The organism is Bradyrhizobium sp. LA2.1 (assembly GCF_040547725.1).
GTDB lineage: Bacteria > Pseudomonadota > Alphaproteobacteria > Rhizobiales > Xanthobacteraceae > Bradyrhizobium > Bradyrhizobium barranii.
This window is the reverse complement of the sequence record NZ_JBEPQI010000017.1, coordinates 24737-37806: the sequence shown is the minus strand read 5'-3', so window position 1 is coordinate 37806 and position 13070 is coordinate 24737. Positions and strand designations below refer to the sequence as shown.

Genomic DNA, 13070 nt, shown 5'->3' with positions numbered 1-13070 from the left:
TCTCCGAAACGGGGGCGGGTGCGACACGATTGCGCCGCACCCGCCGCGCGTCAAGCGGCCTTCTTCGCGGAGCCGAGATGCTTCAGGCGCGGCATCACCTCTTTGCTGAGCAGCGAGAGCGAATGGCGCCAGGCCTCCGGCTTGTGCTTGTAGTCGAAGCCGAACACCAGCAGCACGCCGAAGCCGCCGACCTCGTCGTAGATCTTCTCGATCTTTTCGGCGACGGTTGCGGGCGAGCCGACGATCCAGTTCCGCTTGGCGCAATATTCGACGGTGACGTCGCTATCGGGCACGTCGGGCGCGTGCTTCAGATAGTCCTTGAAGCCGAAATGGCCGAGCAGCGGCAGGAAGTACTCGCCCATCATCCGGCCCATCATGTCGCCGGTCGAGAGCTTCCAGGCCTCCTCGTCGGTGTCGGCGACGAACACCTCACGTACGAGGCGCCAATCCGCGCGGTTCGGCTTGCGGCCGGTCTTGGCGGCGCCGATCTCGACCGAATCCCAATGGCTGCCGACATAGGCCGGATTGAGGTTGAGGCTCATCGGAATGAAGCCGCGCTCGCCGGCGAGCTTCAGCGTGTCCGAGTTCTTAGAGAGCCCGGCAACGCCGATCGGCGGATGCGGGGCCTGGAGCGGCTTGATGTGGGGCTTGAGGAAGTCGAACATCGTGTCCGGCTTGGTCACCGTCCAGAACTTGCCCTTGTAGGTGAAGGGCGCGGGATCGGACCACAGCTTCAGGATGATCTCCAGCGCCTCGCGGGTCATGTCGCGGTTCTGTCCGCTCATGCCGTCGACGTTGAACATCGCCCAGTCGCTCGGCAGGCCGCTAGCGGCGACGCCGAAATTGAGCCGGCCCTCGGAGAGATGGTCGAGCATCGCGACGCGGTTGGCGAGCTCGGCCGGGTGGTGATAGGGCAGCAGGAAGCCGCCCGGCCCGATGCGGATATTCTTGGTCTGCATCAGCGCCTGCGCGATCAGAAGGTCCGGCGTGGGATTGGGTTCCCAGGGCGCGGTGTGGTGCTCGCCGACCCAGGCCTCCTGATAGCCGAGCTCGTCGAGCCAGCGCATGACTTGCAGGTCCCAGTCGTTTCCTTCCTTCAGGCCGCACTCCGGCGGATGCGAAGGCATCGTGAAATAGCCGATCTCCATGGGTTTCCTCATCTGATGTTGACGCGTCTTGTTGCGCGTTCCCGGACTTGAACAGGACAGCTTTAGCAAGCGGTGTGCCACCGCAGCGCAAGCCGTGTGCCAGCGCGGCGAGCGGCTCAGACCTGCGAAAAATCGCTGGTTTGAGCCGGCAATAGCCGATATCCCGGGGCAGATTTGCGAGCGTCCGTCTCATTGTCGCGAGACGGCGTCTTGCCGGTGAGACCAAGGATACCTGTTGAGATGAGCGAACCCGCCTATGTCGCGGTGGACTGGGGCACCAGTAGCTTTCGCCTCTGGCTGATCGACCGTGCCGGCAAGGTGCTGGCTGAACGTCGCAGCGATGAGGGCATGCTGGCCGCGGCCAAGGCCGGCTTTGCCGGTGTGCTGCAGTCGCATCTCAAGGCAGTCGAGGCCCCGGCCCAGCTGCCGGTGCTTGTCTGCGGTATGGCGGGCGCCAAGACCGGCTGGGTCGAGGCCGGCTATGTTGACACGCCTGCGCCGCTCTCTGCCGTGCTGAAGCAGGCCGCGCTTGTGCCCGGCGAGACGCGCGATATTCGCATCCTGCCCGGCATCGCGCAGCGCGACGCCAGGGCGCCGGACGTGATGCGCGGCGAGGAGACGCAGCTGCTCGGCGCGCTCGGTCTCGGGGCCCCAGGCGAAGCGCTGGTCTGCATGCCCGGCACGCATTCGAAATGGGTGCGCGTGAAGGACGGCACGGTCGTGCATTTCTCCACCTTCATGACCGGCGAGCTCTTCAGCGTCGTCTCGCGCGAGACGATCTTGTCACTCGCGGTCGCCGGTGCCGATGACGCCGAGGATGTCGCGAGCTTCAAGGCGGCCGTGAAAGCCGCGTATGAAGCGCCGGCCTTCGCGGCCAACCTTTTGTTCACAGCGCGGTCGCGGCAGCTCCTGTTCGGCGGCACGCCGGCCGCCGCGCGCGAGACGCTGTCGGGCACGTTGATCGGCGTCGAGCTGGCAGCAGGGCTCTCCGGCACTGTGCCGAAAGCGGGCATCACACTCATTGCGTCAGGGCGGCTCGCGGCGCTGTACCGGCTCGCCTTCGATGCGCTGTCGGTCACCGTGCAGCCGATCGATGCCGATGAAGCCGTTCGCCGCGGCCTGTCGATGGCCGCTGCCGCGATCTGGACGAAATGAGAGGAATCTTGAGATGAGCGTTCCCTTTCCTCCGATGCAGCGTCCGCTGGTCGCGATCCTGCGTGGTGTGAAGCCCGAGGAGACCGAGGCGATCGTCGGCGTGCTGATCGAGGCCGGCATGACCGCGATTGAGATCCCCCTGAATTCACCGGAGCCGTTCCGCTCGATCGCGATTGCCGCGAAGCTCGCGCCGGCCAGCGTCCTGATCGGCGCCGGCACGGTCTTGACCGCCGCAGATGTCGATCGTCTCAATGACGTCGGCGGCAAGTTGATGGTCTCGCCGAATGTGGATACGCAGGTGCTCACGCGTGCACATCAGTACGCCATGGTGACGTTGCCGGGCGTGTTCTCGCCGACCGAGGCGCTGCTCGCGGCGCGCTCCGGAGCATCGGGCCTGAAATTCTTTCCGGCCAGCGTGCTCGGTGCGTCCGGCATTGCCGCGATCCGCGCCGTGCTGCCGGCGGGCGTGATGATCGCCGCCGTCGGCGGCGTCTCCGACCAGAATTTTGCCGAGTACATGAAGGGGGGCGTGACGGCGTTCGGGCTCGGCTCCAGCCTCTACAAGCCCGGCATGACGGCCGCCGATGTCGCCGCTCGCGCAAAGGTGACAATCGCGGCCTATGATCGGGCGATTGCGAAAGACTGACGCCGCAATAAACAAGCCGTGATCTCGTCGTAGCCGCGCTTTATCCTATCTTGCTGCACCAGCGAGATCAGGAGACTGACATGGCGATCAACAACGTGGCCGATCTGTTCGTGGCAACACTCGAACAGGCCGGCGTCAAGCGCATCTACGGCATCGTCGGCGACAGTCTGAACGCTTTCACCGAGGCGCTGCGCCGCCGCGGCACCATCGAATGGATTCATGTCCGCCACGAGGAGGTGGCGGCCTTCGCGGCTGCCGGCGAAGCCGAGATGACCGGAAGCCTTGCGGTGTGCGCAGGCTCCTGCGGCCCGGGCAATCTGCATCTGATCAACGGGCTGTTCGACGCGCATCGCAGCCGTGTTCCCGTGCTCGCGATCGCCGCGCAGATCCCCTCGGCGGAGATCGGCGGCGGCTATTTCCAGGAAACCCATCCGCAAAACCTGTTTCGGGAATGCAGCCATTATTGCGAGCTGGTCTCGGACCCGAGCCAACTTCCTTTCGTGCTGGAGAACGCGATCCGCGCGGCCGTGGGCCTGCGCGGCGTTGCCGTGATCGCCATGCCCGGCGATGTCGCGTTCCGCAGCCCGCCCAAGCGCGCGCTATCGACGACGCGCGGGCTCGCGCTGTCGGCGCCGAAGGTTGTGCCGCAGGCCGACGAGCTGAAGGCGCTCGCGGGCCTTTTGAACGGTGCCGAGCGCATCACCCTGTTCTGTGGTCGCGGTTGCGCCGGCGCGCATGCGCCGCTGATGCAGCTGGCCGAAGCGCTGAAGAGCCCGATCGTGCATGCTCTCGGCGGCAAGGAGCATGTCGAGTACGATAACCCCTACGACGTCGGCATGACCGGCTTCATCGGTTTCTCCTCAGGCTATGCCGCCATGCACGCCTGCGACGCGCTGGTGATGCTCGGCACCGATTTCCCTTACAAGCAGTTCTTCCCCACCGATGCGCAGGTCGCGCAGATAGACATCCGCCCTGAAAATCTGGGACGGCGGTGCAAGATCGATCTCGGCCTCGTCGGCGACGTCAAGCTGACCATCGAGGCACTGCTGCCGCTGCTCAAGACCAAGACGCAGCGGAGGCATCTCGACGACGCCATCGCGCATTACAAGAAGGCGCGCGAAGGGCTCGACGCGCTTGCGAAGGGGACACCGGGCAGCAAGCCGATCCATCCGCAATATCTGGCAAAAGTCATCAGCGACCATGCCTCTGATGACGCCGTCTTCACCGCCGATGTCGGCACGCCCACGGTGTGGGCCGCGCGCTATCTCGACATGAATGGCCGCCGCCGGCTGATCGGCTCGTTCGTGCACGGCTCGATGGCAAACGCGATGCCGCAGGCGATCGGCGCGCAGGCCTCGCAGCCCGGCCGCCAGATCATCTCGCTCTCCGGCGACGGCGGCTTCACCATGCTGATGGGTGACCTCATCACGCTGACCCAGATGAAGCTGCCGGTGAAAATCGTCGTCTTCAACAACGGCGTGCTCGGCTTCGTTGCGCTGGAGATGAAGGCGGCCGGGTTCGTCGACACCAATGTCGATCTTGAGAATCCCGATTTCGCCGCGATGGCGCGCGCGATGGGCATTTTCGCCAAACGGGTCGAGGACCCCGGCGAGCTCCCGGGCGCCGTGAAGGAGATGCTGGCGCATAACGGACCCGCGCTGCTCGACGTCGTCACGGCGAAGCAGGAGCTGTCGATGCCGCCGACCATCACGCCCGAGCAGATCAAGGGCTTCAGCCTCTGGGTGCTGCGCGCGGTGATGAACGGGCGCGGTGACGAGGTGCTCGATCTCGCTAAAACAAATCTGCTACCGCGCTAGCCCCGTTTCACCGAAGGCGCGGGCAGCCGCTCGTGGCGGTGCTGGAAGCGCTGCCAGTGTAGCACGATGCCGATCAGCAGGGCCGGCACGAAGCCGAGTGCGATCAGGAAATACGGCAGCTGCGTCGGCGAGATGAATGCAATGGCGATATCGGAGATCAGCCAGAGTGCTGCGAACATCACCGCGAAATCGGTGCGCGGGCAGCGCAAATAGTAGAACACGGCGGTGATGACGATGGCGGGCCCGATCGCAATGCCGATCAGCACCGCCGTCAGTTCCTTCGGCGTCAGCGCGTCGAGCACCATCGATGCCAGCAGCCAGAGCGCGGCGAACATGGCGATGATGTCGAGCGGATGCCGCAACCCAATACCTCTCGCAGGAAACGCGCTATCGTTGTGGCCGGAACTCCGGTCGTCAAGGGAAAATACGCCTATTCCTCGTCACTTCCGGGCGTTGGCCGCAGCATGAAATGGCCGAAAGCGGTGGCGATCGGCTTGTTCGCATCGTCCTGCCAGGCCCGCGCCTCGAAAGCGACGATACGCCGGCCCTGTTTCACGATCGAGACATTGGCGACGGTATCGAGGGCGCGGCCGGAGCGTAGATAGTTGACGGTGAGTCCGATCGGCTTGGGCAGCGCGGCGATGCCGAGCTCGCGCCTCACGCCGAGGATCGCGGTGGTCTCGAGGAAGGCGCCGGTCATGCCGCCATGGATCGCGGGCAGGATCGGGTTGCCGATGATCTGCGGCGAGAACGGCATCGTCAGCGTGCCATCGTCATTGACGCAAATGCCGAGGCAGCGCGCGAACGGGCTGTTGGCGAACGGGCCGTCCGGATCGTCGGGCGCCTCCAGCGTCGGGATGCTGCGCGAATCCATCCTGCGGTCCGCGAGCATGTTGGTGCGGTTGGCGCCGATCATGAAGCAGGCGGTCGCGGTTGCGACCGGATCGTCCTCGGAGTCCTGATAGGCGGTGGAGCGCACGAAGGCGATCGAGCGCGTGGTGCGGTAGCAGACCGAATGCGCCTTGATGTCGAGGCCCGGCGTTGCCGGCTTCTGATAATCGATGCGCAGATCCAGGGTTGCGATCGCGCGCGTGCCGTCGAGCGCAAGTTGCACGGCCATGCCGCAGCTCTCGTCCAGCATCGCTGTGACGACGCCGCCATGCAGCACGCCGGTCTCGGTGTCGCCGACGAAGACCGGACGATAGGGCAGGCTGGACCAGGCCTCGGCGGGCGCGAAGCGGTCGAGCTGGAGCCCGCTGATATGGCCGTAGTCGGAGCGGCGGCCCTTGATCGCCTCGGCGAGTTCCTCGAACGGCAGCGTAGTGGGTGAAGTGGACATGACGACGTTCTAGACCAGTGTCGGGCGCCGCGCAAAACCCCGAAAGGGGCTCATCAGGCAGGTCCGCAGGCAGGTCTGTCTCGGCCGGTTTGGCCTCGACACGGCGTGCCGAAGCAACGATGGTGGGCGCTTCGTCCGTCGACTAGCCCCAAGGAGTGCCCATGGCCGACCCCGAAACACCCGCCACCAATCAGGGGCCCGTGACCATTTCGAGCTCCAGCTCGGAACGGGCACCGATCATCTATTTCGACGGCGCATCCTGCTTCGGACACCACAACGGCGCGATCCAGATCGAGCTCGCCGCGAACCTGCTGATGCCGGTCGGTGCCGCCGTCAGGGTCGACGTGGTCCAGACCGCGCACTTGCGTTGCAGCGTGGCCGCAGCGCTGGCGCTGCGCGAGGCGCTCGACAAGGCGCTGGCGATGTACAGGCAGGGGCAGCAGCAGCCGGCGGAGGTGATCCCGACGGTGAAGAATTGAGATCGCGGGCGATCGCTTTTGAATGCGATCGCCGCTCTTCAGCCCACATGCACCTTCGGCTTCTTGCCGCCGTTCCACTTGCCGTCGAGCGCGCGCTCGATCTGGGCGGCGAGCTGCAGGAGCAGGCCGTCATTGGCCTGCTTGGCGATAGCCTGGATGCCGAGCGGCAGGCCGTGGTCTTGCTCTGCCATCGGCATCGAGATCGCGGGCATGCCGCAGAGATTGGCCAGCGGCGTGAAGGCGAAGAAGCGCCAGAGATTGCCGAACCAGTCGAGGACGTCAGGATTGTCGGAGATGGTGAGATATTCCCTGGTGCCGACTTTCGGCGTCGGCAGCGCGGTGATCGGCGTCAGGATCACGTCCCACTGCTCGAAGAACGCGCCGAAGCCGCGCGAGGTCGTGTTGAACACGCCTTGCATCTTCGCGCGTTCCGCGAAGGTCGTGTGGCGACCGGCCTCCCAGATCCGGATGTTCATGGGCTCGATCAGATCCTCCGGCGGCTTTTCCAGCCCGCGTGCGGCGAGCATGTTGGAGATTACCACGGCAAAATTGCTGATGTAGCAGGTGGTCTGTGCCGCGAACGCGGCGCGGAAGTCGAGCTCGGGCAGCGCGTATTCGACGTGATGGCCGAGGCCTTCGAGGAAGCGGCCGGTTTTCTCCAGCTCGGCGGCGATCTCTGGCGTTGCGGTGTAGTCGCCCCAGGTGTGCGACAGCGCGATGCGAAGCTTTGACGGGTCGCGCTTGATCATCTCCGAATACGGCTGCGCCGTGGTCCAGAACGGCATGAACTCGCCGGGCGCAGGCCCGCGCGCGTGATCGACGAAGGCAGCGGTGTCGCGCACCGAGCGCGATTGACAGCCCTGGATCGAGACGAGACCGGTGAGGTCGGACATGTGCGGGGCCAGCGAGAACACGCCGCGCGACACTTTCAGCCCGATATTGCCGTTGACGCCGGCGGGAATGCGGATCGAGCCGCCGCCGTCGGTCGCATGCGCGATCGGGACGACGCCGGCCGCGACCATCGCCGCGCTGCCCGCCGACGAGCCGCAGGTGGTGTAGTCGGTATTCCAGGGATTGCGCGTGACGTAGACGGCGGGATTGTCGGCCGAGCTGCAAACGCCGAATTCCGGCGTCGTGGTGCGTCCGATCAGGTTCAGTCCGGCCTGACGGAATTTACCGGTGAGGAACGTGTCGGCCGCGGCGCGATTGCCGCGCATCAGCAGCGAGCCCATTTCCTGGAGCCGGCCCTTCATGGTCGGTCCGAGGTCCTTCATCAGGAAGGGCAGGCCGGCGAACGGGCCGGCAAGATTGGCGCCGTCCTTGGCCGGATCGGCGATCACGTCCTCGAACAGCTCGACCACGCCCGACAGTGCCGGATTGACCTTGGCCACGCCCGCGGCGGCCTGGCGCGCCAGCTCCTTCGCCGTCAGCTCGCCCTTGCGGACGCGCGCTGCCAGTCCGACGCCATCGTGCTGCGCCCATTCGTTCCAGCTCATCGGCAAAGTCATGAAGTCAAAATCCCCGTGGGTAGCGGCGTCACCTTTTTCGCAAGGGCCCGCGTGAATCAACTGAGCCGGCGCGAAGGGCAGGGTTGCGCCGGGCGGAGAGGTCGCAGCGTCATTAAGACAGCCGTGCGATCACCGCAACCGGGCCGCCGCCCGCCGGCCCCTGATGCTCGGCACCACCGGAGACATAGACCGCACCGGTGCCGGCGAGGCCGGCGATCAGGCCGCCGACGGCTGCGCGGGCGTGGCGCGTCGAGCTGATGTCGGTGTCTTCGAGCATAGTGTGGCGGAAGCCGCGCACGCTGCCATCAGGCGAGGCCTCGGCCTTGGCGAAGATATTGACGAGCTCGCGGCCCTCGGTGGCTAGCGGCGCGACGCCAAGGCCAACGCTTTTCAGCGCCGAAACCACCGCCGGGGCATCGATCGCATCGTTCATCACGGCGTGGCCGATCTCGAACTCGCTCGCTGAAGACGCTGAGTTGCCGAGCACGATGATGACGTTGTGCATCAGCTCGATCCCTGACGAGGTGGACGCAACCGACGAGAACAGATCGTAGCGCCGCAGCACGTCGTCGTCGCCAACATCGGAAGAGATCTCGCCGAGCGCGACCGCGACCCCTAGCGCAGAGGCGCCGCGCGAATAGGCCATCGAGCTGTAGGCGCTGGTCGTGGCCGTCTTGTTGCCGCGCGCGTTTGCTGCTTCGACGCGGTCGCTGGTGAGCAGCGGGCACTTGATCTGCACGAAATGGACGTCGGCTGGATCGGTGATGCCGGCATCCGCCATCGCGGCAGTCACCGCCTTGGCCGTTTCCATGATCTGTGCGGAGCGGCCGATCTCTTCGGGGAGGAAGTCCCGCGTGTGCGCCATGCCGATGCTCAAGCGCTTGCCGGACATGCCTGCCGGGCGCTCAGCCTGGCGCCGCGTGAACACCGTGATATGCGGGCTGAGCACGCCTTCGGTGCCGCCCGACATCACGAAGGCGATGCGCTGCTCGACCGCCTCTGGCGAAAGGCCGAGTTCTGGCGCCAGTACCGTGCACAACGCAGCAACGGCATACTCCCGCGTAAAATCGTTGACGCCGCCATTGCCTTCGGTCTTGCCGAGGATGGCCAAAATCGTGGTCGGGTCGATCGCGCCGGAGCCGATCATGGCCATGAGGCCGGAGACGTCGCCCGGGCCCTTGGTGGCGACCTTGATGACGCCGACCGATGCTGTCCGCATGACTGGTCCTTACGTGGAGTTCGGTGGTCCGGCGGATGAACCAGCCGTCGAACCGGGGCGGCTGTCAAGCCACAGGCGATGGCCGCGCGCCCGTCACCCTGAGGTGCGAGGCGTGCGGTGCGAAGCGCCGCACGGGGAGCCTCGAAGGGCGACGGCCCGGCTGCATCCTGGCCGTTCATCCACCATGTGGCGCGTTGCGCCCCATGGTTCGCACCTCAGGATGACGGCGCCAATATCTTGATCGACGCAACACAGCGCCCGCCCGCATCCCCACGAATGTGGCGAGATCGCATCCGGTTCAACAAAAAAATCCTCTGTCGACGGTTGCGCGCCGCACCTTGATGAATCAACCTCGGTTGGTCCATAAGCGGCGTCCCGCTGCCGGTGGTTCGCCCCCGCGTCGCGTGCTTGATAGAGGGATTCTCGCGTGGCAAATATCAACCAGAAAATTGCGCAGGAGCTTGGGGTACGGGCGGAGCAGGTCGAGGCGACGGTGACGTTGCTCGACGGCGGCGCCACGGTTCCCTTCATCGCCCGCTACCGCAAGGAAGCGACCGGTGCGCTCGACGACGCGCAATTGCGCACCCTGGAGGAGCGCCTGGGCTATCTGCGCGAGCTCGAAGACCGCCGCAAGGCGATCCTCGAATCGGTCCGCGAGCAGGGCAAGCTTGATGCCGCGCTCGAAGCCTCCATTCTCGCCGCCGACAGCAAGGCGCGTCTGGAAGACATCTACCTGCCGTTCAAGCCGAAGCGCCGCACCAAGGCCGAGATCGCCAAGGAAGCCGGGCTCGAGCCGCTCGCCAATCAGCTGATGGCGGAGCCGGGCAACGATCCGAAGGTCGTGGCCGAAACCTTCATCAACGCCGAGAAGGGCGTCGCCGATGCCGCTGCCGCGCTCGATGGCGCCCGCGCCATCCTGGTCGAGCGCTTCGACGAGGACGCCGACCTGATCGGTGCTTTGCGCGAGGAGATGTGGACCAACGCGCGCATGGCCTCCAAGGTGCGCGAGGGCAAGAAGACCGAGGGCGAAAAGTTTGCCGACTATTTTGAATTCTCCGAGCCGCTGACCAAGCTGCCGTCGCACCGCATCCTCGCGATGTTCCGCGGCGAGAAGGAGGAAATCCTCGACCTTCAAATGCAGGCTGAGGCCGAAGCGCCGCCGCCGGGCGTCCCGAGCGCTTATGAATTGAAGATCATGAAGCGGTTCGGCATCGCCGACCTCAAGCGCGCCGGCGACCGCTGGCTGATCGATACCGTGCGCTGGGCCTGGCGTACCAAGATCCAGGTGCATCTCAACATCGACCTGCGCATGCGGTTGTGGAACGCCGCCGAGACCGAGGCCGTGCGCGTGTTCGCCTCCAATTTGCGCGACCTGCTGCTCGCGGCACCCGCCGGCACCCGCGTCACCATGGGGCTCGATCCCGGCTACCGCACCGGCGTCAAGGTCGCCGTCACCGACGCGACCGGCAAGGTGGTCGATACCGCCGTGATCTATCCGCACGAGCCGCAGCGGCAGTGGAACGAGGCGCTTGCGATCCTCGGCAAGCTTGCGCTCAAGCATCGTGTCGAGCTGATCGCGATCGGCAACGGCACCGCCTCGCGCGAAACCGACAAGCTCGCAGGCGATCTCGTCAAGGGCCTGGCCGAGCTGAAGATGACCAAGATCGTGGTGTCGGAAGCCGGCGCGTCGGTCTATTCGGCCTCGGCCTTCGCCTCGGAGGAGTTGCCGGGTCTCGACGTCACCCTACGCGGCGCGGTCTCGATCGCACGGCGGCTCCAGGATCCGCTCGCCGAGCTCGTCAAGATCGAGCCCAAGGCGATCGGCGTCGGCCAGTACCAGCACGACCTCGGCCAGGCCAAGCTCGCCAAATCGCTCGATGCCGTGGTCGAAGACTGCGTGAACGCGGTCGGCGTCGACGTCAACACCGCCTCGGCGCCGCTGCTTGCCCGCGTGTCGGGCGTCGGCTCCGGCCTTGCCTCGAGCATCGTGGCGCATCGCGACGCCAACGGCCCGTTCAAGTCGCGCAAGGCGCTCAAGGACGTGCCGCGGCTCGGGCCGAAGGCGTTCGAGCAGTGTGCCGGCTTCCTGCGCATCCTCGGCGGCGAGGACCCGCTCGATGCGTCCGGCGTGCATCCGGAAGCCTATCCCGTGGTGCGCCGGATTCTCAGCGCCACCAAGAGTGACATCAAGGCACTGATCGGCAGCAGCGAGATCGTGCGTACGCTGAAGCCCAAGGATTTCGTCGACGAGACCTTCGGTCTGCCGACCGTCACCGACATCCTGCGCGAGCTCGAGAAGCCCGGCCGCGACCCGCGTCCGGCGTTCAAGGCCGCGGTGTTCAAGGAGGGCGTCGAGGAGATCAAGCATCTCCAGAAGGGCATGATCCTCGAGGGGACCGTGACCAACGTTGCCGCCTTCGGCGCCTTCGTCGATATCGGCGTACATCAGGACGGCCTGGTTCACATCTCCGCAATGTCCAGGAACTACATCAAGGATCCGCGCGAGGTGGTGAAGCCCGGCGACATCGTCAAGGTGAAAGTGCTGGACTTCGAGGTCGCCCGCAAACGCATCTCGCTGACATTGCGCCTCGACGACGAGGTCGGCGCCAAGAAGGACGCGCCCGGCATGCAGCGGGACAACAGCTCGCGAAACCCCGCGCGCATGACGTCGTCGGCGCCGCGCAACCAGGAATCCTCCGGCGGCGGTGCCCTGGCCGAAGCCATGCGCCGCGCGGCCGAGAAGAACGGCGGCAAGCGGGCGTGATACTTGAACCTCTCCCCGCTCCTTGCGGGGAGAGGTCGGATCGCGCTAGTGATCCGGGTGAGGGGCAAGGCATGCGGTTGACCGGATCAAAGGTCGCCCCGGCTCGTAACTTGATGGTGCACGGGACAAGCGTTGCGATCACTTTTTAGATCGCATTGGCGGGACGCAGCCCCTCACCCCACCCTCTCCCTGTCAGAACGGGGCGAGGGAGCGAAAGAGCGTTCGTCCCTAACACCTGCGTCAGAATCTGGCGCGTTTGTAAGTTGAAGGTGCCTGTCCGTTCCTCTCATCTGATCCTCCTCGCGCGGCAGAAAGATCGCCGCGCAGCACGGAGGATGCTTCGATGGACAACAGGCTTCTCAAAGGCGTCACTGCGGTGACGCTCGCCGCAATGATGGCGCTCGCTTCACCTGTGCTTGCCCGTGGCGGCGGCGGCGGCGGCGGTGGCGGAGGCCATGGCGGTGGCGGCTTCGGCGGTGGTGGCCATGGCGGCTTTGGCGGTGGCGGGCATTTCGGTGGCGGCGGAATGCATGCGGGTGGCTTCGGCGGCATGCGCGCGGGTGGTTTCGGCGGCATGGGTGGCGCGCGCTTTGCTGGCGGCCCGGGCTTCGGTGGAGCCCGCTTCGTCGGCTCGCCAATGGCTGCCCGCGCCGCCATCGGGCCGCGCTTTGCCGGTGCACCATTAGCGACCCGCGCCGCTTTCGGCCCGCGGTTTGCTGGCCCGGGCTGGCACGGCAGGCCGTTCATTGGCCGCCATGCCTTCTTCCACCGTCACCGCTTCAACCGGTTCGCTTTCGTCGGCGCGCCGTTCTTCTATGCCAACTATGCCAACTATTACGACGATGGTTGCTGGCGCAGGAGCTTGACGCCCTATGGATGGCAATGGGTCAATGTGTGCGGAGACTATTGGTAGTCGCATCGCGGTACCGCACCATTGTCGCGATCGCCACCGGGCGGTTCCGCTCAGCCCCGGAACGGGATAGTCTGGTGGCGAT

General features: G+C 65.8%; 11 protein-coding genes. 6 read left to right on the top strand and 5 right to left on the bottom strand.

Translation table 11 applies throughout. The features are described from left to right. Positions 1–50: 50 nt before the first annotated feature. Positions 51–1148, bottom strand: coding sequence for an LLM class flavin-dependent oxidoreductase (locus ABIB95_RS28960; RefSeq protein ID WP_063985464.1), 1098 nt, complete (start codon positions 1146–1148; stop codon positions 51–53). Between the two features lie 240 nt (positions 1149–1388). Here ABIB95_RS28960 and ABIB95_RS28955 point away from each other — a divergent pair, with 240 nt between their 5' ends. From ABIB95_RS28955 to poxB, 3 genes are all read left to right on the top strand, one after another. Further along, entirely contained in the window at positions 1389–2303 is a 915-nt protein-coding gene (locus ABIB95_RS28955; RefSeq protein ID WP_354244332.1) for a 2-dehydro-3-deoxygalactonokinase, read from the top strand. Between the two features lie 13 nt (positions 2304–2316). Continuing rightward, positions 2317–2949, top strand: a complete 633-nt coding sequence (locus ABIB95_RS28950; RefSeq protein ID WP_354244329.1) for a 2-dehydro-3-deoxy-6-phosphogalactonate aldolase — start codon at positions 2317–2319, stop codon at positions 2947–2949. Between the two features lie 80 nt (positions 2950–3029). Continuing rightward, positions 3030–4766 (top strand): ubiquinone-dependent pyruvate dehydrogenase, encoded by a 1737-nt coding sequence (gene poxB, locus ABIB95_RS28945; protein ID WP_354244326.1) that lies wholly within the window; start codon positions 3030–3032, stop codon positions 4764–4766. On the opposite strand, the gene ABIB95_RS28940 is transcribed toward poxB, so the two are convergent. Next, positions 4763–5128 carry a hypothetical protein gene (locus tag ABIB95_RS28940; RefSeq protein ID WP_354244323.1) on the bottom strand — a complete coding sequence of 122 codons (366 nt, stop codon included), beginning with the start codon at positions 5126–5128 and terminating at the stop codon, positions 4763–4765. The genes poxB and ABIB95_RS28940 overlap by 4 nt on opposite strands. 68 nt (positions 5129–5196) lie before the next feature. Continuing rightward, complete coding sequence (locus tag ABIB95_RS28935) at positions 5197–6105, bottom strand: PaaI family thioesterase (protein WP_354244320.1); 909 nt, start codon at positions 6103–6105, stop codon at positions 5197–5199. Positions 6106–6266: 161 nt separating this feature from the next. On the opposite strand from ABIB95_RS28935, the gene ABIB95_RS28930 reads away from it, so the two are divergent. Then, the gene (locus tag ABIB95_RS28930) at positions 6267–6584 is read left to right on the top strand and encodes a hypothetical protein (protein ID WP_028151536.1); all 318 of its coding nucleotides are present in this window, start codon (positions 6267–6269) and stop codon (positions 6582–6584) included. 38 nt (positions 6585–6622) lie between these two features. Here ABIB95_RS28930 and ABIB95_RS28925 read toward each other — a convergent pair whose 3' ends face one another. Next, a complete protein-coding gene (locus ABIB95_RS28925; protein WP_208084796.1) occupies positions 6623–8092 on the bottom strand; it encodes an amidase in 1470 nt (489 codons plus the stop codon). A gap of 112 nt (positions 8093–8204) precedes the next feature. Next, a complete protein-coding gene (atzD, locus tag ABIB95_RS28920; RefSeq protein ID WP_354244316.1) occupies positions 8205–9311 on the bottom strand; it encodes a cyanuric acid amidohydrolase in 1107 nt (368 codons plus the stop codon). A gap of 427 nt (positions 9312–9738) precedes the next feature. On the opposite strand from atzD, the gene ABIB95_RS28915 reads away from it, so the two are divergent. Both ABIB95_RS28915 and ABIB95_RS28910 read left to right on the top strand, forming a co-directional pair. After that, positions 9739–12075: a Tex family protein gene (locus ABIB95_RS28915; RefSeq protein ID WP_354244314.1), complete on the top strand. Its 2337-nt coding sequence runs from the start codon at positions 9739–9741 to the stop codon at positions 12073–12075. A 343-nt stretch (positions 12076–12418) separates the two neighbouring features. Then, on the top strand, positions 12419–12988 hold the full coding sequence (locus ABIB95_RS28910; RefSeq protein ID WP_354244311.1) for a hypothetical protein: 570 nt from the start codon (positions 12419–12421) through the stop codon (positions 12986–12988). Positions 12989–13070 lie beyond the last annotated feature (82 nt).